Annotated in this window: 19 protein-coding genes; 14 read left to right on the top strand and 5 right to left on the bottom strand. The window is 69.4% G+C overall.

What is annotated here, in order from left to right:
* The first annotated feature begins 6 nt into the window (after positions 1–6).
* Genes BN1701_RS21525 through BN1701_RS21535 form a run of 3 tightly spaced genes read left to right on the top strand, consistent with a single transcriptional unit; the run spans position 7 to position 3,117 of the window.
* Positions 7–2,082, top strand: a complete 2,076-nt coding sequence (locus BN1701_RS21525) for a diguanylate cyclase domain-containing protein (protein ID WP_054051613.1) — start codon at positions 7–9, stop codon at positions 2,080–2,082.
* 49 nt (positions 2,083–2,131) lie between these two features.
* Positions 2,132–2,641, top strand: a complete 510-nt coding sequence (locus BN1701_RS21530; protein WP_054051615.1) for a hypothetical protein — start codon at positions 2,132–2,134, stop codon at positions 2,639–2,641.
* A 5-nt stretch (positions 2,642–2,646) separates the two neighbouring features.
* Positions 2,647–3,117: a GDSL-type esterase/lipase family protein gene (locus BN1701_RS21535; protein ID WP_054051617.1), complete on the top strand. Its 471-nt coding sequence runs from the start codon at positions 2,647–2,649 to the stop codon at positions 3,115–3,117.
* Between the two features lie 164 nt (positions 3,118–3,281).
* Here BN1701_RS21535 and tnpA read toward each other — a convergent pair whose 3' ends face one another.
* The gene (gene tnpA, locus BN1701_RS21540; protein ID WP_054051619.1) at positions 3,282–3,695 is read right to left on the bottom strand and encodes an IS200/IS605 family transposase; all 414 of its coding nucleotides are present in this window, start codon (positions 3,693–3,695) and stop codon (positions 3,282–3,284) included.
* A 22-nt stretch (positions 3,696–3,717) separates the two neighbouring features.
* Here tnpA and BN1701_RS21545 point away from each other — a divergent pair, with 22 nt between their 5' ends.
* From BN1701_RS21545 to BN1701_RS21595, 11 genes are all read left to right on the top strand, one after another.
* Complete coding sequence (locus BN1701_RS21545; protein ID WP_054051621.1) at positions 3,718–4,950, top strand: RNA-guided endonuclease TnpB family protein; 1,233 nt, start codon at positions 3,718–3,720, stop codon at positions 4,948–4,950.
* Between the two features lie 49 nt (positions 4,951–4,999).
* A complete protein-coding gene (locus BN1701_RS21550; RefSeq protein ID WP_054051623.1) occupies positions 5,000–6,526 on the top strand; it encodes a CdaR family transcriptional regulator in 1,527 nt (508 codons plus the stop codon).
* A gap of 117 nt (positions 6,527–6,643) precedes the next feature.
* The gene (gene ald, locus BN1701_RS21555) at positions 6,644–7,759 is read left to right on the top strand and encodes an alanine dehydrogenase (protein ID WP_054051625.1); all 1,116 of its coding nucleotides are present in this window, start codon (positions 6,644–6,646) and stop codon (positions 7,757–7,759) included.
* A gap of 292 nt (positions 7,760–8,051) precedes the next feature.
* Entirely contained in the window at positions 8,052–8,252 is a 201-nt protein-coding gene (locus BN1701_RS21560; RefSeq protein ID WP_054051627.1) for a hypothetical protein, read from the top strand.
* Positions 8,249–8,656, top strand: a complete 408-nt coding sequence (locus BN1701_RS21565) for a hypothetical protein (protein WP_054051629.1) — start codon at positions 8,249–8,251, stop codon at positions 8,654–8,656. The genes BN1701_RS21560 and BN1701_RS21565 overlap by 4 nt, the downstream gene beginning before the upstream one ends.
* 169 nt (positions 8,657–8,825) lie before the next feature.
* A complete protein-coding gene (locus BN1701_RS21570; protein WP_082859976.1) occupies positions 8,826–10,016 on the top strand; it encodes an ATP-binding cassette domain-containing protein in 1,191 nt (396 codons plus the stop codon).
* Positions 10,016–10,921, top strand: a complete 906-nt coding sequence (locus tag BN1701_RS21575) for an ABC transporter permease subunit (protein WP_054051631.1) — start codon at positions 10,016–10,018, stop codon at positions 10,919–10,921. Before BN1701_RS21570 ends, BN1701_RS21575 begins: the two co-directional genes overlap by 1 nt.
* Positions 10,922–10,999: 78 nt before the next feature.
* A complete protein-coding gene (locus tag BN1701_RS21580) occupies positions 11,000–14,716 on the top strand; it encodes an ABC transporter ATP-binding protein (protein ID WP_054051633.1) in 3,717 nt (1,238 codons plus the stop codon).
* 187 nt (positions 14,717–14,903) lie between these two features.
* Complete coding sequence (locus BN1701_RS21585; RefSeq protein ID WP_054051635.1) at positions 14,904–18,608, top strand: multifunctional oxoglutarate decarboxylase/oxoglutarate dehydrogenase thiamine pyrophosphate-binding subunit/dihydrolipoyllysine-residue succinyltransferase subunit; 3,705 nt, start codon at positions 14,904–14,906, stop codon at positions 18,606–18,608.
* A gap of 65 nt (positions 18,609–18,673) precedes the next feature.
* Positions 18,674–18,853, top strand: coding sequence for a DUF6104 family protein (locus BN1701_RS21590; protein ID WP_054056018.1), 180 nt, complete (start codon positions 18,674–18,676; stop codon positions 18,851–18,853).
* A gap of 6 nt (positions 18,854–18,859) precedes the next feature.
* Positions 18,860–19,414 (top strand): Uma2 family endonuclease, encoded by a 555-nt coding sequence (locus BN1701_RS21595; protein WP_054051636.1) that lies wholly within the window; start codon positions 18,860–18,862, stop codon positions 19,412–19,414.
* Between the two features lie 23 nt (positions 19,415–19,437).
* On the opposite strand, the gene BN1701_RS21600 is transcribed toward BN1701_RS21595, so the two are convergent.
* Genes BN1701_RS21600 through BN1701_RS21615 form a run of 4 tightly spaced genes read right to left on the bottom strand, consistent with a single transcriptional unit; the run spans position 19,438 to position 25,863 of the window.
* Positions 19,438–20,517 carry a hypothetical protein gene (locus BN1701_RS21600; protein WP_054051638.1) on the bottom strand — a complete coding sequence of 360 codons (1,080 nt, stop codon included), beginning with the start codon at positions 20,515–20,517 and terminating at the stop codon, positions 19,438–19,440.
* Positions 20,505–21,602, bottom strand: coding sequence for a proton-conducting transporter membrane subunit (locus BN1701_RS21605; protein ID WP_054051640.1), 1,098 nt, complete (start codon positions 21,600–21,602; stop codon positions 20,505–20,507). The genes BN1701_RS21600 and BN1701_RS21605 overlap by 13 nt, the downstream gene beginning before the upstream one ends.
* Positions 21,599–24,322, bottom strand: a complete 2,724-nt coding sequence (locus BN1701_RS21610) for a DUF2309 domain-containing protein (RefSeq protein ID WP_054051641.1) — start codon at positions 24,320–24,322, stop codon at positions 21,599–21,601. The genes BN1701_RS21605 and BN1701_RS21610 overlap by 4 nt, the downstream gene beginning before the upstream one ends.
* Positions 24,319–25,863 carry a SulP family inorganic anion transporter gene (locus BN1701_RS21615; RefSeq protein ID WP_054051644.1) on the bottom strand — a complete coding sequence of 515 codons (1,545 nt, stop codon included), beginning with the start codon at positions 25,861–25,863 and terminating at the stop codon, positions 24,319–24,321. Before BN1701_RS21615 ends, BN1701_RS21610 begins: the two co-directional genes overlap by 4 nt.
* Between the last annotated feature and the right edge of the window lie 91 nt (positions 25,864–25,954).

Genomic DNA, 25,954 nt, shown 5'->3' on the forward strand with positions numbered 1-25,954 from the left:
ACGCCCGTGTCGAACCCCATCGTCCGCTCCCGCACGGACCGGGACTCCCTGGTCCGTGCCTGGATGCGCGTCATCGCCGCCACCGCGTACGTGCCGCGGTCGTCGGCGGACGTCCGCGAGGTGCTGACCGGCATGGTCGACACGATCATGGACGCGCTCGACACCGCCCCGTTCGACAGCGCGGCGGGCCTCGAAGTCGGCACCCGGATGGTCGCCGAGGAGTTCACCGGCGAGGACACGCTGCGGCGGTCGGTGGCGACGCTGGCCACCAGGCTGATCGCGGGCGGCGCCCCGGCCGAGCGGGTCATCGAGCTGCTCGCGGCGGTGTCGTCTGGCTACGCGAACGCCTGGCGCGAGCGGACTCTGTCACAGCAGGAGAACATGCGACTGGCCCTGCACACCGCGATGCTGCGCGCCGAGCGCGACCGCAAGAACACCGAATCGATCTTCCGCGAGGTGTTCGCGAGCGCGTCGGTCGGCATCGCGATCACCGACCAGGACGGGCGATTCGTCGAGACCAACCCGGCGCTGGCGGAGATCCTGGCCTGCGAACCCGCGGCTCTGGCCGGACGTGCCCTCGCCGACTTCGTCACCGACGAGCCGGACGTGCCGGGCAGCCCGCTGGCGCACCTGCCCGACCGGCAGCGGCTGCTGCGGGCCAACGGCGAGGCCGCGTGGGTCTTCGCGACCAGTTCGGTGCTGTCCGACGATGCCGGCAAGGCCTACCGGGTGACCATGGTCCAAGACTTGAGCGAACTGCACCTGCTCGGCGACCGGCTCACCCACCAGCTGCTGCACGACGCGCTCACCGGGTTGGTCAACCGGGTGGGCTTCGAGTCCCGGCTGGAAGCCGTCCACGGGCGGGTGGAGCCGACCGGAACGCTCACCCTGTGCTGCCTGGATCTGGACGCGTTCGCCATGGTCAACACGACCTACGGACACCCGGTCGGCGACTGGGTGCTGCGGACGGTGGCCGAACGCCTCAAGGCTGTGGTGGCGGCGGAGAACGCGGTGGTGGCCAGACTCGGCGGCGACGAGTTCGCCGTGCTGATCCAGGACGGACCCGACACGCCGTCGGTGCCGGACCTGGTCGAGGCGATCCAGGCCGAACTGGCCGAACCCGAGTACCGCGACGGGATCGGGCTCGCGGTCAGCGCGACCATCGGCGTGATCCGGACGAGCCCGGGCGAGATGTCGGCAGCGGAGGTGTTCCGGGCCGCCGACGCGGCGCTGCGGCAGGCCCGGCTGACGGGCAGGCGGCAGTGGGCCCAGTTCGACCCCGACGCCGACAAGCGCGACCGCAAAGCGGGCAAGGCGGCCACGGAGCTGCCCGCGGCGTGGGAGAACGGCGAACTCGACGTGGCCTACGACCGGGTGGTGCGGCTGTCGGACCGGGTGCCGGTGCGGGTGGCCGCCATCGCCCACCTGCCCCGGCCGCGACCCGTGCCGGGTCTGCCGTCCACGATCGAGCTCGCCGAGTCCACGGGGCTTTCGGTGGCGCTGGGGCCGTGGCTGATCAGCCGGTCGACCGCGCAGGTGCCGGTGTGGCGGTCGCTGTTCGCCGCGGTCGCGGGCGACGGGCCGGTCCAGCGGGTGCTGCTCTCGCCGCTGCAGTCGGCCGACGCCGAACTGTCCGCGGTGCTCAACCGGGCCGTCACCGACGCGGGTGTCCCGCCCGGCCTGCTGGAGGTCGGGCTGGCCGCGTCGACCGTGTTGACCAGCGCGGACGCCCAGGACAACCTGCGCACGCTGAGCGACATCGGGGTGGTGACCGCACTGCACGGGTTCGCGGGCGGCCCGCGTGAACTGGCCATGATCGAACGGTTCAAGGTCGACACCGTGCTGCTCGCCGACCCGTTCGACGGGTGGCGGCCGGACTGGCTGCCGCGCGACTGTGCCCAGGTCAGAGCCGTACGCGAGGTCATCGCGGCGGTGGGCGCGGCCGGGGCGGCGGTCGGGATCCGCAGCGTGCGGGACTTCGCGGAGGCACGCTGGTGGGCCGACCTGGGCGTGGTCACCGGGGAGGGCCCGGCCTTCGGCACCGCGCTGGACATCGAGGACGTGCTGAGAGCGGCCAAGTGAACGAATCCGACGGCGTCGATCTCCCCGCGCGACACCTGGCTGTTGCAGGATGAGTGACGTGGACCCCGACAGCGAGCCGGAACCGACCCGCCGCCGACGCCTGACCGACGCCGCGGGCGCGGCCCTCTCCGCCATGCGCGCGGGCCAGGACGACGGCGCGCTCGACCGCGTCGCCGCCGCCGTGCGCGCCGCGCCGGACAGCCACACCGACGCCCGCGAACTGATGCTCATGTTGTTTCACGAGTGCAGCGGCATGGTCGCCGAACTCGGCTCCGGCGGCTCCGCCCCGGTCAAGATGCAGGTCTACGACGACGACGGGCAGGAAGTCCCGATCGACGAGGCCGACCCACCGGTCCGCACGGCGGTGCGCACCCTGCTGGCCGAGGTCCACGGCGACACCGACGGCGCGAAGGCCCAGATCGAGATCGCCCTGGCCAACGCCGCCCCGGACGAGATGGCGGCACTGATGGTGCAGGCACTGCGGTGGACCCTGCGCCTGTCGGACGAATGCCTCAACCGCGATCTCCCGGTGCCCGACTGGATCCGGGACACCGTCTGACCACAATGGACTGTCCGTGGCCTGCAGGCAACCCCTGCCAGCGCTACTACAACCGCGACGGCCGCGACGTCCTGGCCGACCGCATCGCCGCCTTACCCCCCAAGATCACCCAGGTCATCGCCGACATCCGCGCCCGCGCCCCCCACGCCAAGATCCTGGTCGTCGGCTACCTGAGGATCCTGCCCCCGCACACCGGTTGCTGGCCCAGCATGCCCTTCGCCGCAGGCGACACCGCCTACTTCGACGCCACCGAACGCAACCTCAACAACACCATCAAACAAGCCACCAACACCACCCGCGCCCACTTCGTGGACCCCTACGCCTTCTCCCTCAACCACGACGCTTGCCAACCACCCGCCCAACGCTGGGTAGAACCACTGAGCCCTGCCTCCCCCGCGGCACCCATCCACCCCAACGCCGCAGGCATGCGATTAACCGCAGCCCTGACCTGGCTCACCACCCACCTAACCCGCTGACCCGAAGGAGTGTTCGCGGGAGAGATACCCCACCGAACCCATCCGGACAACGCCGATCACCGTCTCGTGTGGACAAACCCGCTACCGGGATGCCGTCCAGCGCTCGGGCGTTCACGGCCGGGTGAAGGCGCGCGCTGGGAGGGCTGACTTGCCTGAGTTGTGCCCTAACCCGGGCGGTTCTGCTGCTCGACGTACTGGCGCATGACGCTCAGGGATGCGCTGGCGGAGCCAGCGAAGTATGACCCCGACCAGAGCTTGTTTGCCCTGTAGTAGTGGCGGGCCAGGTCGGGGAACTCTTGCCGCAGCCGCCGGCTGGACACGCCTTTGAGGCTGTTGACCAGTTTCGACAAGGCGACCTTGGGCGGGAATTTGATGAGCAGATGGACATGGTTGTTCTCGCCGTTGAACTCGACCAGGTCGGTCTCGAAGTCGGCGCACACCACCCGCATCACCTCTTCCATCCTGGTGAGGTGCCGGTCACCGAACACCTTGTGCCGGAACTTCGTCACGAACACCAAGTGAGCGTGCAGTGCAAAGACACAGTGCCTACCAGTGCGAATGCCTTCAAGCGCGACCATAAACCAATGATAGTCTGGGACTGTGCAGCTCCGTTACAACTACCGGGTGTATCCGGATGCCGCTCAGCGCGAGTCGCTGGCCAGGGCGTTCGGATGCGCCAGGGTGGTGTTCAACGACGGACTGCGCGCACGGCAGGAAGCACGGGCCGGTGACCAGAGGTACGTTTCGGACGGGGATCTGTCCAAGCAGGTCATCACGCGGGCCAAGCTCACGCCAGAGCGGGCGTGGCTGGGCGGGGTTTCGTCGGTCGTGTTGCAACAGGCGTTGGCAGATCTGAACGCGGCGTACCGCAACCTCTTCGCTTCGATCACCGGAAAACGCAAGGGCCGCACGGTCGCACCGCCAAGGTTCCGATCACGCAAGGACAGCCGGCAGGCAATCCGCTTCACCGCCAACGCCCGGTTCAAGGTGCTGGACAACGGCCGACTGCGTTTGCCGAAGATCGGCGACCTGGAGGTGCGCTGGTCGCGCAGCCTTGCGGCGGCGCCCAGTTCGGTCACGGTGATCCGGGACGCGGCGGGCCGGTACTTCGCGTCGTTCGTCGTGCAGAGCGCGGACGAACCACTGCCCCATGTCGAGGCTGAGGTGGGCATCGACCTGGGGCTGACCCACTTCGCGGTGCTGTCGGACGGCACGAAGACCACGGCGCCGAAGTTCCTGCGTCGCGCCTCCCGCAAGCTGCGCCGCCTGCAACAAGACCTGTCCCGCAAGCAGCGAGGGAGCAACAACCGCAGGAAGGCCGCCGTGAAGGTCGCCCGCGCCCATGCGCGGGTAGCCGACACCCGGCGGGACTGGCTGCACAAGCGCTCGACCGAAATCATCCGCGACAACCAAGCGGTGTACGTCGAGGATCTGTGCGTGGTCGGTCTCGGCCGGACCCGGCTTGCCAAGTCGGTGCACGACGCGGGCTGGGCACGCTTCACGGCCATGTTGGAGTACAAGGCCGCCCGGCACGGGCGGACGTTCGCCCGGGTGGACCGGTTCTTCCCGTCCACCCGAATGTGCTCCGACTGCGGACACATCAACGACAAGATGGCGCTCGACATCCGATCATGGGACTGCCCGTGCGGGAGTCACCACGACCGGGATGTCAACGCCGCAAGGAACATTCTGGCCGCCGGACGGGCGGACAGGCTAAACGACCGTGGAGCGCGGGTAGGACCACCAGCGATGGTGGCACCGCGCGGCGAAGCGGTAATCCACCCGGACGCCGCGTGTTCCACGCGCAGCGTGGAGGGTCTCTCCACATTTTAGGGCGGAGAGAACGTCAACTTGTCACAACACCCCAAGACAAGGAGCCACGATGATCACGATGCAGGGAGTTGTGGACCGCGTAGGTCCCACCCTGCTCCGAATCATCGCCGACCACACCGAACACCCCCAAGTCACCGACGTCATCATCGTCGAAGCAGGCAAACGAACCCCAGTAGCCACCGGCGATCTAGTCCTAGGCATAGCCGTAGCCGGAGCCACCGACGCCGTAGAACTAGTCCGACACTGCGGCGCCCACGGCGCCGCAGCCGTCCTCCTCAAACCACCGCACGCCACCCGCAACGCCGTAAAAACCGCAGCCCAGCGCGCCAAAGTCGCGATCATCGAAGTACACACCGGCGCGGCCTGGGCCCAACTGGTTTGGCTCCTGCGCTCAGTCCTGGACGCCGCCGCCGACGAGTCAGACGCCTCAAGAGCCGAGGGCCCGTTCGGCGACCTCTTCCGCCTGGCAGACGCCGCCGCAGCAGTCATCGACGCACCAGTGACGATCGAGGACGCGAACTCCCGTGTCCTGGCCTACTCCGCGAGACAAGACCGCACCGACCCTGCCCGCGTATCGACGATCATGGGCCGCAGAGTCCCCGACGACGTCCTGGCCCGCTTCCGTTCCCGCGGTGTCTTCCGCGAGCTGAGCCGGGGCCGGACCACGATCTTCGTCCCCGCCCAGCGCGACGGCACCCTGCCCCGGCTGATCGTGCCCATCCGCATGGGCGGCGAACTGCTCGGCTCGATGTGGGCGGTGGTCCCCGGCCCCGTGCCCGACGACCGGGCCGCCGCGTTCGCCGACACCGCGCCCGTCGTGGCGTTGCACCTGCTGCGCAGGCGGGCGCGGGAGGACAGCGAGCGCAGACGGTCGGCCGAGTTGATCCGGTCGGTCCTCGAAGGCACCGGCAGCGCCCGGCTGGTCGCAGCCGAGCTCGATCTCGCGCCCGGCGAGCACCGGGTCGTCGCGGTCGACGTGCAGGCCCAGGACCCTCTCGGCGCCGAGGGCGTGCGGCTGGCACTGGTCCAGCGGCTGACCGAGGGCATCGGCAGGCGGCCCGCGGTCACCGACATGCACGGCGTGCTCTACGCCGTCGTGCCCGACGACGGCGGCTGGGAGCAGGTGCGGTCGACGCTGGCCACCGGCGGCGCGCTGGTGGCCGCCGGGTCGCCGGTCGAGTTGGCCGACCTGGCACGGTCCCGCGCGGAGGCCGATGAGGCGCTGAGCCTGCTGCGGGCGGGGCTGGTCGACGGTCCGGTGGCGCTGCACGAGGACGTGTGGGCCGTGTTGGTGCTGCACCGCGCCGCCGTCGCCGCCGCCGGGGTGACGGCGATCGGGCCGCTGGCCGCGCTGCGCGCCCTCGACGAGGACTCCGACGGCTGGTACGTCGACACGCTCTACGAGTGGCTGCGCCACCCCGGCGATCCCCGAGCCGCCGCCGCGGCGCTGAACATCCATCCGAACACCCTGCGGTACCGGATGTCCCGGGTGACCGGCGCGCTCGACGCCGACTTGACCGAGCCAGACGTGCGGCTCGCCTTACTCACGCAGCTGGTGGCCCTCCGCTGGCAGTGATGTGCCCGCAGCACAAATGATCGCCATCGTTCTCGTGCTCAGAGCACGATGACAGCCGTTCGGAAGTACCCGACCGTGGTACACCACACCTTGTTGCACCCGAGAGGACGAACTCCGTTGAAGATCGCCGTTCCCCGTGAGATCAAGAACCACGAGTACCGGGTGGCCCTCACGCCCGCGGGTGCGCACGAGCTCACCGCTCGCGGTCACGACGTGTTCGTCGAGACCGGCGCGGGCCTTGGCTCATCGATCACCGACGAGGAATACCTGGGCGCGGGCGCCAAGATCCTGGCGACCGCCGAGGACGTGTGGGCCGAGGGCGACCTGGTGCTCAAGGTCAAGGAGCCCATCGCGGTCGAGTACCCCCGCCTGCGCGCGGGCCAGACCCTGTTCACCTACCTGCACCTGGCCGCCGACGAGGCGCTGACCAAGGCGCTGCTGGCCGCTGGCACCACCGCGATCGCCTACGAGACCGTGCAGACCGCCAACGGCGCCCTGCCGCTGCTCGCGCCGATGTCCGAGGTCGCGGGCCGCCTGGCGCCCCAGGTCGGCGCGTTCGCGCTGATGAAGCCCTCCGGCGGCCGCGGCGTGCTGCCCGGCGGCGTGCCCGGCGTGCACCCGGCGAAGGTCGTCGTCATCGGCGGCGGTGTCGCGGGCATCAACGCCGCGACGATCGCACTCGGCATGGGCGCGGAGGTCCAGGTCCTCGACACCAACGTCGACCGCTTGCGCCAGATCGACAGCCAGTTCAACGGCCGCATCCGGACCGTGGCGTCGAGCCGCTACGCCGTGGAGCAGGCCGCCAGGGAAGCCGACCTGGTCATCGGCGCGGTCCTCGTCCCGGGCGCCAAGGCACCCAAGCTGATCAGCAACGAGCTGGTCTCGCAGATGCAGCCGGGTTCGGTGCTCGTCGACATCGCCATCGATCAGGGCGGCTGCTTCGAGGACTCGCGACCGACCACGCACGCGGACCCGACCTACCCGGTCCACAACTCGATCTTCTACTGCGTGGCGAACATGCCCGGCGCCGTCCCGCGCACGTCGACCTACGCGCTGACCAACGTGACGTTGCCGTACGCGGTCGCGTTGGCGGACAAGGGCTGGCTGGCGGCTCTTCGTCAGGACAACGCGCTCGCCCTGGGCCTGAACACCCACGCGGGCCTGCTGACCAACGAGCCCGTGGCCACCGCGCACGCACTGCCGTCGACTCCGCTGGCTGACGCTCTCGCCTGAACCAGATTGGTGCGGCCCCGCCCTCATCGTCGTTGACGGTGGGGGCGGGCTGCGTTCAGAGACAAAGAAAGGGCGGCCCGCTCAACCAGCCTGGGGGTCACTGGGAGCGGGCCGCCATGTATAGCTTAGGCACATTCGCGGCGTAGCGCTGCACTGGGGGTTGCTGGAGTCGAAAATACTTGTCAACGCACCCCCTACCGGACCGTGTGAACTCTTGACGGTGTGACCACAATCGGGTGAATGCGCCCAGTTGGGGCTATGGCCAGGGGCCTGCGGCGCCGATGGTGCAACGGTGACAGAGCCTCGATGGTGCATCGGCTGCCACGATCCGTTCGGCAGAGACCGGGCGTTGACGGTGTTGGTCGAGGATGACTTGGTCGTACTGGTCCCCCCACCCGGTGCGTCGGCGGTGCTGTCCGCACAGCAGACGCGGTCGTTGGGCCTCGTGCTCGACCAGGCCGCCGACCGGGCCGACGAGGTCAGGGCCGGATGACCCGCGACCCCCTGCGCGAAGCGGTCCTGCGCAGGCTCGCGCTGCTCGACGACGCGGCCGACCACGCCGACGCCGACACGCTGCTTCCCCTGGCCCGCAGCGAGATCAGCAGGCTGGCCGACGGCTGGCGATTGCTGCTCACAGTCCACCGGCAAGGTCCCGACGGCCGCTGCCAAGCCTGCCCCTCCGGGCTGCGGGGCCGACGCTGGCCGTGCCAGGTCTGGAAGATGGCCCACGAACACCTCATCGGCGACGGCGTGCCGCACCGCGAGCGCAAACGCCCGCTGCGCAACCCTTTCAGCAAGGCGAACCGGGCCCGGCCCGCCCAGCACGGCGAGAACCACGCCGAGGTCACCACGGAGATCCCGATCGTCCACCGTGACCGGCCGCCCCACCGCACCTGACCACTAGGACGTGTCCTGTGGATCATGGTGGGTGGGATCCGTGATCCGCAGGACATGCCCGGCGTGACATTTCGGGGTGTCCCCTCGCCCAACTTCGCCATGCCGCCACGCCGCGTAGTCGCGATGAGGCAAGATGGCCGGCATTACGCCTGGCGAGTTGGAGGGGCCTGTGCACGACGGTAGCGGCCGCATCGTGGTGTCGAACCTGACCAAGAGTTTCGGTCAGGTCGCCGCGGTGCAGAACCTGAGTTTCCACGTGGAGCCGGGGTCGGTCACCGGCTTCCTCGGGCCCAACGGCGCGGGCAAGACGACGACTCTGCGGATGTTGCTCGGCCTGGTCCGGCCAACGGCGGGATACACCACGATCAACGGCCAGCCCTTCGAGAAGCTGGGCAACCCGGGACGGGTCGTCGGCGCGGTGCTGGAGGCCCAGGGCTTCCACCCCACCCGCTCGGCGCTCAACCATCTGCGGGTCTACGCCGCCGCGATGGGCCTGCCCGACCAGCGCGCGCACGAGGTGGTCCAACTCGTCGGCCTCGGCGGCGCGGCGAACCGGGCCGCGGGCGGGTTCTCCCTTGGCATGAAGCAGCGCCTCGCGCTGGCCACCGCCCTGCTCGGCGACCCGCAGGTGCTCGTGCTCGACGAGCCCGCCAACGGTCTCGACCCCGAGGGCATCGCGTGGCTGCGCACGTTCCTGCGCGCCTTCGCCTCCTCCGGCCGCACGGTGCTGATCTCCAGCCACCTGCTCGCCGAGGTCGAGCAGACCATCGACCAGGTCGTGATCATCAGCCGCGGCCAGACCATGTACTACGGAATGCTCGACGACCTGCGCAAGCAGCAGCAGTCGCGGGTCATCGTGCAGCCCGGCGACCCGTCCGCGCTGGTCGCGGCCCTGCAGGCGGACGGGATCACCGGCATCCAGCCGACCCCGGACGGCAAGGTCGCCGTGGTGGACGCGACCATCCAGCAGATCGGCGACATCGCGGCGAAGGCCGGGGTGGCGCTCTACGGGGTGCATGAGGAGAAGGCCGACCTCGAGCAGCTCTTCTTCCGCCTGACCAGCGGCCAGTACGCCGCGCCGGGGATGCCCCAGCAGTACGGGCCGCCGCAGGGCTACGCCATGTCGTACCAGCAGCCGCCGCAGACCGGGGGCTTCCAGTACCAGCAGCCGGTCGCCCAGCACCCCTACCAGCAGCAGCCGTACCAACAGCCCGCCGCACAGCAGGCGTACCAGCAAAACTCGCCCTACCAAGCGCCTTCGCCCTATCAGCAGCAGCCTGAGCCACCGTCGCCGTACCAGCCCGATCCGACGGCGAACCCGACCCACAACGACACAACCGGACAGGGAGGCAACGCCTGATGGGCAACATGATCACCGCGGAATTCCGCAAGATCCTCACGACCCGGCTGTGGTGGGCGCTGCTCATCCCGGCGTTCCTGCTGGCCTTCGGCGCGGCGTGGGGCTGGTCGGCGGTGACCACCGGGATCGCCAACGACCTGGTCGACGAGGACATCATCCGCGACTTCGACGTGCCGATCGACGAGATCTCGTGGTCGGTCATCGCGCTGGTGCGCGGCATGAACATCGCGTCGATCTTCCCGATGGTGTTCGGCGCGCTCGGCCTGGCCAGCGAGCTGCACCGCAAGACGATCACCACGTCGTTCCTCACCGCCGCCAGCCGTCCCGGCCTGCTGGCCGCCAAGGGCATCACCTACACGCTGTGGGGCGTCATCTACGGCCTGGTGATCAGCGGCGGCGTAACGATCGGCGCGCTCGTCGGCTCGGACAAGGGATATCTGCCCGACGCCAAGCAGTGGTTCCTGGTGATGCTCGCGGGCGTGATCATGTGCACCCTATGGACGCTGTTCGCGCTCGGTGTCGGCGCGCTCATCGGCTCGCCGGTCGGCACGCTCGTGATCCTGCTGATCTACACCCTGATCGTCGGACCGTTCGGCGAATTCGTGCTGTTCTCCGCGACGGAGGGCTCGCACGCGCCGGGCTTCCTGCCCAACGGCGCGGCCAACGGCCTCACCGGCTCCACGGCGAGCATCCTGCTGTTCGACCAGATCCAGACCCTGGTCCTCGACCGCGGCGGCGAGTTGGCCGACCAGGACGTGCGCGACGGCTTCCACGATGTCGTCAGCGTGATCACCGGCGCGTACGGCGCGTTCTCGCTGTGGATCAGCGGCCTGATCTTCTTCGTGTGGACCGCGGTCTTCTTCGTCACCGGCATGCTGCGCAACCAGAGCCGCGACATCACGTGATCCGCGAGTTCGACTGAGTTATCCACAGGCGCGGGCCGCTCCCCACACGAGGGAGCGGCCCGCGCCTAATCTGGCTGTGTGCCTGAGAACCCTGGCTGGATCCGCCGCCTGACCGCCGCCTGCTGGCGACACCGCCGTCTGGTGGTGTTGTCGGTCGTCGCGTCGGTGGTCGGCGTCGGCTTCCAGGCCGCCGGTCCCCTGCTGATCAAGTTCGTGGTCGACGACGCCGTCGCGGGCGCCACCGACCGGCTGGGCTGGCTGGTCGCAGGCCTGGTGACGATGGAACTGCTGACCTTCGGCAGCGCGTTCCTGCGCCGCTATCTCGGCGGCAGGCTGGCCTTGGACGTCCAACACGACCTGCGCAAGGCCGTGTTCGGCGCGGTCCAGCGGCTCGACGGCGGCAAGCAGGACGCGCTGCGCACGGGTCAGGTCGTGTCCCGGTCGATCACCGATCTGCAGCTGGTGCAAGGGCTGCTGATGATGGTCCCGCTGTCGATCGGCACGGTGGCCTTCGCGTTGGTCGCGATGATCGCGATGTTCTGGCTGTCCCCACTGCTGACGGTGGTCGCGCTCATCGTCACCCCGGTCGTCGCCTACGTCGCGATGCGCAGCAGGAAGACGCTGTTCCCGGCGACCTGGTCGGCCCAGCAGCGCGCGGCCGATCTCGCTCAGCACGTCGAGGAGACGGTCACCGGCGTCCGAGTGGTCAAGGGCTTCGGACAGGAGGCCAGAGAGGTCACGCGGCTGGAGAAGGCGGCGCGCGAGCTGTTCGCCGAGCGGATGCGCAGCGCCGCGCTGACGTCGCGGATGTCGGCGACGCTGGTGACCATGCCCTCGGTCGGGCACGTCGCCGTCCTCGGGCTCGGCGGCTGGATGGCGCTCAACGGCCAGGTCACGCTCGGCACGTTCCTGGCCTTCGCCAGCTATGTGGCGAACCTGGTCGGGCCGACCAGGCTCGTCGCAGGCCTGCTGGTCAACGCCCAGCTCGCGAGAGCCGGGGTGGAGCGGGTCTACGAGCTGATCGACTCCCAACCCGACGTCGTGGACAAGCCGGACGCGGTGGACGTGCCGGACGGTCCGGTCGAGGTCCGGTTCGACGACGTCGCCTTCGGCTACACGCGTAGCGACCCGGTCCTGGACGGGGTGTCGCTGCGGGTCTCCCCCGGCGAGACGCTGGCGCTGGTGGGGACGGCGGGCTCGGGGAAGTCGACGGTCTCGCTGCTGCTTCCCCGCTTCTACGACGTGCACGCGGGTTCGATCACCGTCGGCGGTGTCGATGTCCGCGACCTGCGGCTGGCCTCGCTGCGCGGCACGGTGGGCGTGGTGTTCGAGGAGGCGTTCCTGTTCTCCGACAGCGTGCGCGCCAACATCGCCTACGGCAGACCGGAAGCCACCGATGAAGACATCCACGCCGCCGCGAAAGCCGCGCAGGCGCACGAGTTCATCGAGGCCCTGCCCGCGGGGTACGACACGGTCGTCGGCGAGCGCGGGCTCACGCTGTCCGGCGGCCAACGGCAACGGGTGGCCCTGGCCAGAGCACTGCTGTCCGACCCCAGGGTGCTCGTTCTCGATGACGCGACCTCAGCGGTCGACACCGCCACCGAGTCCGCCATCCACGACACGCTGCGCGAGGTCACCGCCGAGCGCACCACCCTGCTGATCGCCCACCGCCGGTCCACCCTCGGCCTGGCCGACCGGATCGCAGTGCTCGACCAGGGCCGCGTAGTGGACATCGGCACCCACACGGAACTGGCAGGCCGCTGCGAGCTGTACCGGTCGCTGCTGGCCGGACCGGGCGACGTCATCGAAGACCCGACCCGCCGGGCCGAGGCCGACCTGGTGCCCGGCCCGGACGGGACCACCGAGGCCCTGTGGCCCGCGCCGACCGAGCCCGACCGACCGACGTCGCAGACTCCGTCGGGAATCGGCGGCCGGATGGGCGGCCCCGGCGAGGGGCTCGGCGCGCTGCCGCCCACCCCCGAACTGCTGGCCCAGGTCCAGGCGCTTCCCCCGGCGGTCGAGCAGCCCGACACCCATGGCGAGGACCCGTCCGCCCCCGACCCCGGGTTCCGCCTGCGCGGCCTGCTCAGACCGGCCCGCTGGTCCATCGCGCTGGTGGCCGCCCTGGTGATCGCCGACGCGCTGATCGCCATGGCCATGCCCGCGCTGACGAGATACGGCATCGACTCCGGCGTGCTGACCGGGACGACGGCCGCGCTGTGGCTGGCGACGGCGATGTCGGCGGGCCTCGTCGTCCTGATCTGGATCATGACGGCGATCGGCGTGATCCGCACCGCGCGCCTCGGCGAGCGGATGCTCTACGTCCTGCGTTTACGCAGCTACGCCCACCTGCAACGGCTCGGCCTCGACTACTACGAGCGCGAGATGGCAGGCCGGATCATGACCAGGATGACGACCGACGTCGACGCCTTGTCGACGTTCCTACAGACCGGCCTGGCCACCGCCGCCGCGAGCCTGCTGACCGTCGTCGCGGTCGCCGTGGCCCTGCTGATCACCGACTTCTCGCTGGCACTGGTCGCGCTGGCGGTCCTGCCGATCCTGGTCGCGGCGACCATCGTGTTCCAGCGCCTGTCGTCGGCGGCCTACGCCGAGGCGCGCGAGCGGGTCAGCGCGGTCAACGCCGACATGCAGGAGAACGTCACCGGCCTGCGCGTGGCCCAGGCGTACACCCGCGAAGGCCAGGCCGCCGAACGCTTCGCCGAACGCAGCGACGCCTACCGGGTCACCAGGCTGCGCGCCCAGCGTTACATCGCCACCTACTTCCCGTTCGTGTCGATGCTGTCCGGCCTGGCCCAGGCCGCGGTCCTGGTCGCGGGCGCCCACCGGGTGGCCGCGGGCGACCTGAGCCCAGGCGTGCTGCTGGCGTTCCTGCTGTACCTGGGCCTGTTCTTCGCCCCGGTCCAGCAGCTCTCCGGCATCTTCGACGGCTACCAGCAGGCCAGGGTCGGCCTGCACCGCATCGCCGACCTGCTGCGCACGCCGACCACGGTGCCGCCGTCCGCGCACCCGGTCGCCGTGCCCGCCCGGCTGACCGGCGAGGTCGAGTTGCGCGACGTCACCTTCACCTACCCCGGCACCGATGTCCCGGCCGTGAAGGGCGTGTCCTTACGGGCCCTACCAGGCCAAACGGTGGCGTTGGTCGGCGCGACCGGGGCGGGCAAGTCGACGGTGGTGAAACTGATCGCCCGCTTCTACGACCCGACCGCGGGTCAGGTGCTGGTCGACGGCACCGACCTGCGGGAGTACGACCTGAGCGGCTACCGGCAGCGATTAGGCGTCGTACCCCAGGAGGCGCACCTGTTCACCGGCGACGTCGCCCACAACATCGGGTACGGCGCTCCCGAGAGTTCGTCCACCGAGATCGAAACCGCCGCGCGGTCGGTTGGCGCGCTGCCGATGATCGCCACGCTGCCGGAGGGGTTCCGGCAGCAGGTGGGTGAACGCGGCCAGTCGCTGTCGGCCGGTCAACGTCAACTCGTCGGGCTGGCACGGGCTGAGCTGGTCGACCCGGACATCCTGCTGCTGGACGAGGCGACCGCGGCGTTGGACCCGGCGACGGAAGCGGCCGTGGTCGCGGCAGGAGACAAGGTCACCAGCGCTCGGACGACGTTCGTCGTCGCGCACCGATTAGCCACGGCCGCCCGGGCCGACGCGATCATCGTGATGGCCGGGGGTGAGGTGATCGAGCAGGGCACACATGCGGAGTTGCTGGGCAAGGACGGGCACTACGCGCACCTGTGGCGATTGGGGTCATTGGAGGCCGCGCCGGCGTGATCAGGCGCCGTCTCCGCCTCACACGCCGCCACCGGGTTCGGTGAGCTGGACCGATACAGTGAAGAAGGTGACCCATGACCTGACTCACGCGGGTCCGGTTGGTTAACACACCCCCTAACTGGGGGACTAGCCTGACGGGGAAGTGACTTCACCAAGAGATCGAGATGGATAGAGGCGAGAGCAAGCCGTGTCCAGCAGCAGTCCCGCGTCACAGTTCGGTGCGAACGAGTGGCTCGTCGAAGAGATGTATGAGCAGTTCCTCGCGGATCCGTCTTCGGTAGACCCCGCGTGGCACGACTTCTTCGCCGACTACAAGCCGACACCGCGCGCCGCCAGCCAAGGTGCCGCTCAGGCCAAGAGTGCGGGGAGTGACAGCGGGACGGCGACGCCGCCCGCCGCGTCGACGACCACCGCGACCAAGCCGCCGCAGCAGCCGCCCGCCGCGCCCAAGCCCGCGCAGGCCGTGCCATCGGGCAACGGCCAGCCCGCCGCGACGCCCGCGGCCAAGCCCGCCGCCGTGGCGGCCAAGCCCGCTGGGCAGGGCGAGGAGCGCAAGCCGCTGCGCGGGGCCGCCGCCGCGATCGCGAAGAACATGAACGCGTCGCTGACGCTGCCGACCGCGACCAGCGTGCGCGCGGTGCCCGCGAAGCTGCTCGCGGACAACCGCATCGTGATCAACAACCACCTCAAGCGGACCCGCGGTGGGAAGGTCTCCTTCACCCACCTGATCGGCTACGCGATGGTGCGCGCCCTTGAGGCGTACCCGAACATGAACCGGCACTACGCCGAGGACGGCGGAAAGACCTTCGCCGTCACCCCCGAGCACGTCAACCTCGGCCTGGCGATCGACCTGCCCGGCAAGGACGGCTCGCGCAATCTGGTCGTCGCGGCGATCAAGGGCTGCGAGGGCATGACCTTCCAGCAGTTCTGGCAGGCCTACGAGGACCTGATCCGCAAGGCCCGCACCGGAGCGCTCACCGCGGACGACTTCGCGGGCACCACGATCTCGCTGACCAACCCCGGCGGCATCGGCACCAACCACTCGGTGCCCCGGCTGTCGGTCGGCCAGGGCACGATCCTCGGCGTCGGCGCGATGGAGTACCCCGCGCCGTTCCAGGGTGCCGCCGAGACGAACCTCATCGAGATGGGCATCAGCAAGATCATCACGCTGACGTCCACCTACGACCACCGCATCATCCAGGGCGCGGAGTCCGGCGAGTTCCTCGGCCGCATCCACAAGCTGCTGCTGGGCGAGGACGGCTTCTACGACGACATCTTCACGTCGCTGCGGATCCCGTACGAGCCGATCCGCTGGACGTCGGACCTGGCCGAGGGGCCGGTCGACAAGACCGCCCGCGTCATCGGCCTGATCGACGCCTATCGCACCCGCGGTCACCTGATGGCCGACACCGACCCGCTGAACTACCGCCAGCGCAAGCACGAGGACCTCGACGTCCGGTCGCACGGCCTGACCCTGTGGGACCTCGACCGCGAGTTCCCCGTCGGCGGCTTCGCGGGCAAGGAGCGGATGAAGCTGCGCGACGTCCTCGGCGTGCTGCGCGACTCGTACTGCAGAACCGTCGGCGTCGAGTACACCTACATCCTCGACCCGGCCGAGCGCCGCTGGATCCAGGACCGCGTCGAGGGCGCGCACGAGAAGCCCCCGGCGGCCGTGCAGAAGTACGTGCTGTCGAAGCTCAACGCCGCCGAGGCGTTCGAGACCTTCCTGCAGACCAAGTACGTCGGCCAGAAGCGGTTCTCGCTCGAAGGCGGCGAGTCGGTCATCCCGCTGCTGGACACGGTGCTGGACAAGGCCGCCGAGTACGAGCTCGACGAGGTCGTCATCGGCATGCCGCACCGCGGCCGCCTCAACGTGCTCGCCAACATCGTCGGCAAGCCGATCTCCCAGATCTTCCAGGAGTTCGAGGGCAACCTTGACCCCGGCCAGGCGCACGGCTCCGGCGACGTGAAGTACCACCTCGGCGCCGAGGGCAAGTACTTCCGGATGTTCGGCGACGGCGAGACCAAGGTGTCGCTGACGGCCAACCCGTCGCACCTGGAGACCGTCGACCCGGTCCTGGAGGGCATCGTCCGGGCCAAGCAGGACCTGCTCAACAAGGGCGACGCCAGCGGTGGCTTCTCGGTCCTGCCGGTCGCCCTGCACGGCGACGCCGCGTTCGCGGGTCAGGGCGTGGTCGCCGAGACCCTGAACCTGGCGCTGCTGCGCGGCTACCGCACCGGCGGCACCGTGCACGTGATCATCAACAACCAGGTCGGCTTCACCACCGCCCCGGAGCACTCGCGGTCGAGCCAGTACGCCACCGACGTCGCCAAGATGATCCAGGCGCCGGTGTTCCACGTGAACGGCGACGACCCGGAGGCCTGCTACTGGGTGGCGCGACTGGCGATGGACTACCGGCAGACGTTCAACAAGGACGTCGTGATCGACATGGTCTGCTACCGCCGCCGCGGCCACAACGAGGGCGACGACCCTTCGATGACCCAGCCCGGCATGTACGACATCATCGACACCAAGCGGTCGGTGCGTAAGGGCTACACCGAGGCGCTCATCGGCCGCGGCGACATCTCCGTCGAGGAGGCCGAGAAGGCGCTGCGCGACTTCTCCAGCCAGTTGGAGCACGTCTTCAACGAGGTCCGCGAGCTGGAGAAGCACCCGATCGTGGCCAGCCCGTCGGTGGAGTCCGAGCAGCAGGTGCCCGCCAAGCTGGCCACCGGCGTGAGCGCCGCGGTGCTGGAGCGCATCGCCGACGCGCACACCGACCTGCCCGACGGCTTCAGCCCGCACCCGCGGGTCAAGCCGGTGCTCGACCGCCGCGCCAAGATGTCCCGCGAAGGCGACATCGACTGGGCCTACGGCGAGCTGCTGGCGTTCGGCTCCCTCAACATCGAGGGCCGCACGGTGCGCCTGGCTGGCCAGGACTCGCGCCGCGGCACGTTCACCCAGCGGCACGCGGCGATCATCGACCGCAAGTCCGGCAAGGAATACCTGCCGCTGCAGAACCTGTCCGAGGACCAGGGCAAGTTCATGGTCTACGACTCGGCGCTGTCGGAGTACGCGGCACTGGGCTTCGAGTACGGCTACTCAGTGGCCAACCCGGACGCGCTGGTGCTGTGGGAGGCGCAGTTCGGCGACTTCGTCAACGGCGCCCAGTCGGTGATCGACGAGTACATCGCCTCCAGCGAGGCCAAGTGGGGCCAGTGCTCCGACGTGGTCGTGCTGCTGCCGCACGGCCACGAGGGCCAGGGCCCCGACCACACCTCGGGCCGCATCGAGCGCTGGCTGCAGCTGTGCGCCGAGGGCTCGATGACGGTGTCGGTGCCGTCGACCCCGGCGAACTACTTCCACCTGCTGCGCCGCCACGCCCTCGACGGCGTGCAGCGTCCGCTGGTGGTGTTCACGCCGAAGTCGATGCTGCGCAACAAGGCCGCGACCAGCCCCGTCGCGGACTTCCTCACCGGCACCCGGTTCGAGAAGGTCATCGATGACCCGACCGCGCCGGACCCGGCCGGGGTGACCAAGCTGCTGTTCGTCTCCGGCAAGCTCTACTACGAGCTGGCCGCCGAACAGGCCAAGCGCGACATCAAGGACACCGCGGTCGTGCGCGTCGAGCAGCTCTACCCGATGCCCCTCGAACGGCTCACGGCGATCTTCAAGAAGTACCCGAACGCCGCGGACTACCGCTGGGTCCAGGAAGAGCCCGCCAACCAGGGCTCGTGGCCGTTCTACGGCCTGAACCTCCCAGAGGCGCTGCCCGAGCACGTCACCAAGCTCACCCGCGTCTCCCGCCGTCCGATGTCGGCGCCGTCGGCCGGATCGAGCAAGGTCCACGAACTCGAACAGCGCGCGCTGATCGAGAAGGCGTTCCAGTAACCAAGGACAGACCAGCGGAGCCGCCGAACCCGGGTTCGGCGGCTCCGCCGTTTCAAGGAGTGACCGTGTACTTCACCGATCGCGGCATCGAGGAACTGGAAAACCGCCGCGGCGAAGAGGAAATCACCTTCGCCTGGCTGGCCGACCGCCTCCGCGCCTTCGTCGACACCAACCCGGACTTCGAAACCCCCATCGAACGCCTCGCCACCTTCCTGGCCCGCGACGACGACGAGATCGACGACTGAGTCCCGATGCCACGCCGTCGAATCGGACTGACCGCGTCGACCTATGACCGGCTGCCCGAGGACACCTGCGGCGCAATGGAAGTGGTCGACGGAGCGATCGTCCCCAACCCGCCGCCGTCTCGCTCCCACCAACGATTCACGCGACGCCTTGCCAACGCGCTCGACGTCGGGGTCGGAGACCGGTGGGTGGTCGCGACCAGCGTCGATCTCCGGCTGCGGGATGTTCCGCTTCTCAACCGCCGACCGGATGTCGTCGTCTACGACGGCGCGTTGCCGCACGACGACATTCTCCGGCCGAGGCACTGTTTGCTGGTCGTCGAGATCATGTCACCCGGGTCGGTGACAACCGACCAGACAGACAAGCCTGCCGAGTACGCCTCAGCCGGGATTCCCCACTTCTGGCGGCTGGAAAGCGCGCCGGACGACGAGGAGCGGCTGACGCTGTTCCGCTATCGACTCGACCCGACAACGCGGACCTACGCCTCGGCTGGTGTCGACGCGGGCAAAGCGGTGATCTCCGACCCTGTTGACGTGACCTTCGATCTTGCCGACCTGATCTAGCGGCCCAGGGGCATGGCAGGCCACTAGAGCCCACCAAGGACCATCGCGGCGCCTGCCACGAACACCGCGTAGCGTTCCAGGGCGGTCAGGTCGGGTTCTCCGATGTGAGCGGCGGTACCCGCGAACAGGCCGAAGAACGCGCGCAACACGGTGATGCCGTTGACCGCCGCCGCGACCGCGAGGGGCAGTGTCGCCTCAATCGCGGCGTGGACGCCGTGGAAACCCAGCAATGGCGGGAACCCGACAGCTCCCAGGCCGAACACCAACAGCGCGGTCGCCAGCCGGGGCGTCTCGGTCAAGCTGCCGCTCGGCGTGGACAGGGACAGCGGGCCACGTCGAGCCTCAACAGCCGCCAGCGTCATCCCCAGCCCGGCGCACGCGACGGCGAGCACCTGCCAGGCACCGCCAGTCAGCAGGAAGCCGTTGAGGGACACCATCAATCCGCCCAGCATCCGACGGGCGTCGTCCTGAACGACGGCGTACACCGCCGCGCAGACCGCCACGACGGCCGCGGCGACGCGCAACGAACCGGAGATGGGCGCCGACGACAGCGGCACCATCGACAGTCCCACCAGCACCCCCATCGGGGCGCGCGCGAACCACACGGCCGACCTGGCGAACCCGCCGATCCCGATGCCCCACACCAGCCCCACCGCGCCCGCGAGCTGCGCGAGCAGGTACACCGGCCCACGGACCCACCGCCAGGCCACCGCCATGGCCAAGATCCACAGCGCGAGGTCCGCGAGGGGATGGGTCATGGCGACATAGCCGCAGGCGATGGCGAACAACAGGCACACCCGGCCGAGCACCGCGGGCGCGTGATCGACCACCGATGCCATCGCCATCACGAGCAGGCCGCACAGGCACACCGCCGCCAAAGCCGTACCCGGCGATCCAGCACCGACCTGGACACCCGCCCAGACCGCGACCACCGTCGAGCGCGCCGGGGCCGCCACCACCCACTCGGCCACCGCGAACGCCAACACACCCGTCGCGCACCACACGGCCGCGCGACGGGCCGCGCGCGGCTCGGCGATCCGGCCGACAGCCATGCCGGTGATCGTCCAGGCCGCGACCGCGGCCAAGCCCGTCAGCGAGACCATCGGCGTGCCCCGTCCCGTACCCGGCCGAGCAGCCCGTCGACGTACCAGCTTTCGAGCGCGAACCGGTACAGCCAGGCCCGAGCCGGAGCGGGCAGCATTCCGAAGACCCGCCCGGTCTCGCGCAGCAGTCCACGCTGTTCGAGCCGATGATGGTCGTGCAGCAGGCTCGGCGATCGTAGGATCTGGACCGTGCGGGTGAGCGCGTGAGTCACCAGGTGGACCACCGCCACCACGGTCCACCCCATGCCGACCTCCACGAACACCAAGGCCACCTGGGTCATCGACGCATAGGCCAGGACGCTTTTGATGTCGGTCCGTACCCTTCTGACAATGGTCGCGTGGATGGCGGTGACCGCTCCGACAGCCACGATCGCGACGTGGGCGACGGTCGAGGCGTCCCACAGCGGGCGGGTGTGCAGCAGCAGGTACGGCCCGAGGCTGACCGAGATCGCGCCGTAGAAGATCGCACTCGACGGCGTGGGGCCTTCCATCGCCCGAGGCAGCCAGCCGCCGACCGGGAACTGCGCCGATTTGCCCATCGCCGCGATCAGTAGCAGGACACCGGTCACGGACGCGGACGCACCGGGCAGTGCGACGGCGAGCACCAAAGCGATGTCACAGAGCCGGTAGGTGGCGAAGGCACGCAGGCCGTGGGCGACCGGTCCGCGCCGCTGGTGAAAGAACGCGATCAGCAGTGCCGACGTCAGGCCACACACCTCCCAGCCGATCAACACGTGCTCAAGGCCGTGTGCGAGCACTACCAGTTCGACAGCCGCGACGAACAGCGCGAGCAGCAGGTAGAACCGCAGGTAGCCAGGGTCACGGTGGAGGTAGCGTCGAGCGAAGACGCCGATGAGTCCACCCAGGACCGACGTCAACGCCGCGAACACCCGCGCGAGCCAGTCCCCGGCCAGTATCGCGTCTGGAGACCACGGCACGGCCGCCGCCATGGCGGCGAGCGCGCAGGCGCTCACGACCGCGGTCGAGGCGATGGATTCCGACACCCGCAGGCCGAACCACGCTGGGCAGGCGAGTACCGAGAACGCCACCAGCGGCAGCAGCACGACCGACCACAGTGGGCTCACCGGATCACGCCCGTCACCGCGACGGCGTCCGACGGCCGCACGTGCGCGAATCCGAGGTGGTCGCGGCGACCGCCGTAGACCTCGCCCGAACTGTCCACTGTGGGCAGTTCGATATCGGCGGGAACGTACGGCGTGAACGCGCCGTCGGCGAACAGGTGCATCTGGTCGGCGTCGGGATTCCACGCCACGACCTGGATCCAGCCGTTGCCTGCCAGCAACGACAGGTTGGGATCGCCGATCATGATTTCCAGCAGGTGGTCAGGGTCGGCCCGCACCACCAGCAGCAGCCGTACCGGTTCGTGGATTTCCACCATTTGCCAAGGCAATCCGGTCCGCAGGTCAGACGAGTGGCCGTCCATCACCCCGATCAAGCCGGTGATGTTGTGCGGCAGTTTCGTTCCGCAGCCGTAGCCCACCGGGTCGACAGAGCTGAAGTAGTACTCCAAGTTGATCCCCGCGCACACCGGCCCCACCGCGCGCAGTAGACCGTCGAGCAGTCCCCGGTTGCCAGGTTCGTAGGAGACCAGAAACGCCCGCCGGTCCAGGAACAGGCCCCTGGTACGCGATCGCTCGCCGACCACGCACACCGCGTTGGTGGCATGGCCGTACTCCGGTCGCGGCTGGCTGATATCGACCGAATGCCGGTGGACATGTGCGGTCGCGCGGTGCGTGGGCAAGGTCAGGGAAGCCGACTCGAAGCGCCTGCACCGTTCATGCGCGGACGAGGCGCACGCCGTTGCCAAGCTCGCCCGCGCCCGGTCCAGCGCACCGTCCGGGGCCAGGTCGGTGTCGAAGTAGGTCATCGTGTCGTCGGCTGTGTTGTGGTAGGCCCCGACGAACCATGTCGTGTCCGGGATGACGACATCCATGTCCCGCAGCCGAGCCCGCACACCAGGGTGGTTGGCCATCGCGGCGAAGGCGCGGGCGTTGGGTCCGCCGCGCCCGCCGCCGGTCGCGCCGCAGTCGTGCGCGGACTCGTGCGGGTTGTTCATGCTCGACGAGCCATGCCCGACCAGCACCACCAGCGGCGAGCACCGAAGTCCGATGGTGCGCAACAGGCCGGAGACGATCTCGGCCATGTCCTCGACGGTGAACTCGGGCTCCAGAACCAGTCGCGTCTTCGGCGGGCGCGGGAGCGCGTCGATACTGCGGTGCGTCGCGCGCGGGAACAGGCAATGTCCAACCAGGGCCGCCGCGTGCCACAGGCCAAGGCCGACGGTGACCACAGTTCCGCGCCCGAGCGTGCGCGCACCGGCGACACGGCCGCGCCACCGCCTGCGACGGCTTCCCAAACCCGGCTCGACCACCTTCTCCACAACGGTTTTGGTCGGCGTCACCACTACTGGACACAGTGGACGGGAGCGCACGTCGGCGTGCCCTTGGTAGCGCATGGCTACCCCGAAGAAGCCCGCTGCGCCGAAAGTCTCGACAGCCGGGTCGTGCTCTTCGAGGTGCCGCCGCATCGATTCCTCGCGCTCATCGAGGCAGAACACGGCCTGCCACTCGGCGTCGGGCGCGGGCTGGGCGACCCGTTGGTGTGCGGCGAGCGCGCCGAGGAAGCCTTCGCGGTGACGATGCTCGTAGGCCAGGTGCAGCAGGCGCCTGCGGGTCAACTCGTCGCACGCGTTCACCTGGCTCAGCCAGGCCGCCGCGTGCCGGGGATCGGCGAGAACATCGAGGTCCACGATCATGATCTGCGCGAGGATGAACGCCTCATACGCCAGCGCGAGGCTCGAATCCGGCGTGGAGACCGGTCGCCGCGGAAGTCGGGAGACATGTCGAGCGGCGAACACGTCGAGCGTGAGCTGGACCGCCAGGTAATCGGCCAGCCGGGCAGGCGGCGCGGCGACCGGGGCACTGTCCGGGCGCTCTTGGAGGTGCCTGACCATGCCCGCCCAGCCGCGCAGCGAAATCAGAGTGTCTGCGATGACCGTGCCCCAGTCTCGTCGCGCGACGCGAAGTTCGGCCAGTGCCCACGAGATCGTGCGTTCGCTGCCCCACCCATGCTGCGCCCGCAGGCAGGTGGACAGGCCCCGCAGGAACCGATCCGGCGGACCCGCCACGCCGCCGTAGACCTCGCGGAACGCGGCCAGCAGGCCGCCTGCCCGACCAGGCATCGACCAGTGCGCCACGCCTTGGTCGAGGAACGCGGCGGTCACCCGGATCAGCACTGGATGCACCAGATGGTCGGCGTCGACCCCGGTCTCGGCGAGCAGCGACTCCCGAGGGCGAGCCCCGACAGCGGGGGTGGGTGCCTGTGTATCCACCGCCGTCAAATGCGTCCACAGGGAGGTCAGGTCGGTGCTCTCGCCACGCCTGCGGTCCGCGGCCAGCGGTGTCACCTCGGTCAACGCGTCCGTCTCTGCCAGCCGCCACCGCAGCCGGTGCCCGGCGGGGATATCGATCCAGTAACGCAGCCGCTCGCTGTGGAAGATCAGCCGGTTCGGGCCGCCCGGGATGATCGGCTCCGCGCCGTGGGGAATCTCCGCCGCGACAACGGCGTCGATGTCGGCGGCGTTGATCCGCCCGGCGCGCACGTGGTCGTGGAAGACCCGCTCGGGCAGGAATGGCTCGGTACCGTAGAGCCGCGACGCCGCGACCACCGCGTCGGTGAACGCCATGGATTCGAAGGCATGCAATGTGTTGTGGTGAATAAAGGTCTGCAATGGGCCTTGGGCGGGCAGAAAGTGGGCGGCGTGATCGATCAGGTCGCCGATCACGAGCGCCGCCGCCGGACCGCGTGCGGGTGGTTCGCGACCGGGACGAGGGTGTCGCGCCCTTCGACGGTCAAGGACACGTTCGGCCATTCCGCGGCCATCGCGTCGAGCCGGGAAAGGAACGTGTGGTCGACCAGGCGGGTGTCGCCGACGTCGACTACGACATCGGTGACCTCGTCCTCGGCGCGCGCGACAGCTCGGCGAATCGGCAGCAGTGCGGGGAACACCGCCGCACCGTGGACCTTGAGACGCAGCACCGGTCCTGACCGCAGCGCGTCGACCCGAGGGCGCATGATCGCCGACACCGGGACTCCCCGCACCAGGTGCAAGAGGAGTTTGAGCGCCAGGCCCGCGGCGACCCCGATCAGGAGGTCGGTGAGCAGGGTGACCACCAGCGTCGTGACGAAGATGGCCACCTGGTCTCGGCCTGTTTCGGCGGCCCGGCGAAACTCGCGTGGCGCGGCAAGGCGGGCACCCGTGTAGACCAGCATCGCCGCCAGGGCCGCCAGCGGAATCGTCTGGAGCACGCCGGGTATCAGCACCACCAGAAGCAGCAGGAACGCGCCGTGCGCGAAGTTGGACCAGCGCGAGGTCGCGCCCGCGTCGACATTGGCCTTGCTGCGAACGATCTCTGAGATCATCGGCAGCCCGCCGACCATGGACGACACCAGGTTCCCCGCGCCCAGGGCCAGCAGATCGCGGTTGAGGTCGGACGCGCGGCGAGCGGGATCCATGCCGTCGACCGCGATCACCGTCAGGGTGGACTCGATGGAACCGATCAAGGCGAACATGACGATGTACTGGATGGACGTCGCGCTGAGGATGTGGCTGAAGTCGGGGAAGGCGACCGCGTCGAGCAGCGAGCCGGGAAGCTGGACCAGCCGCGACGGCTCCACGTTCAGTAGCAGCCCCAACGGAATCGCGACGGCCACCACCAGGAGCGGCGCGGGCACCGATCGCACCCGGCGCAGCATCGGTATCGCGACCATGATGACCACGCCGATCAGCCCGATGAGCAGAGCCTTTCCGTCCGCTCGGAGCAAGGAGTGGGGGATCTCGGCCAGCAGGCCAAGGGGATGCTGGGACACCGGCGTGACACCGGCGAGCACGTGCACCTGTTTGGCGATGATCAGCACACCGATCGCGGCCAGCATTCCGTGCACCACCGATGGCGACAGGATCAGACCGACCGTGGCCACCCGCGCGAAGGCGAATACGATCTGCAGTGCCGCGGCCACGACTCCGACCGCGAGCGCCCTGCGGTAGCCGGCCACCATGTCACCCTGGCCCAGTTCGGTGACCGCCCCGATCGCGATGACGATGAGCCCGGCGGCCGGGCCCTTGATGGTCAGGCGGGCGCTGCCGAACAGACTCACGACGACGCCCCCGATGATCGCCGTCATCACCCCGGCGATCGGCGGAAAGCCGCTGGCCACGGCGATCCCCAATGACAACGGCAGGGCGATGAGCGAGACCAGGAATCCTGATCTCGCATCAGCCAGGTATCGGTTTCCGCCCGATTTCGGGCGCGCGGCAACAGTCATCGACAGTCCTCACCCAGAGGCGCGTCACAATTTCCGCACACCACAGGCGGATCTGACGCGAATATTAGGGATAGTTGCGGTAGAAATGGGA

Origin of the sequence: Alloactinosynnema sp. L-07 (assembly GCF_900070365.1) — a bacterium.
Lineage (GTDB): Bacteria > Actinomycetota > Actinomycetes > Mycobacteriales > Pseudonocardiaceae > Actinokineospora.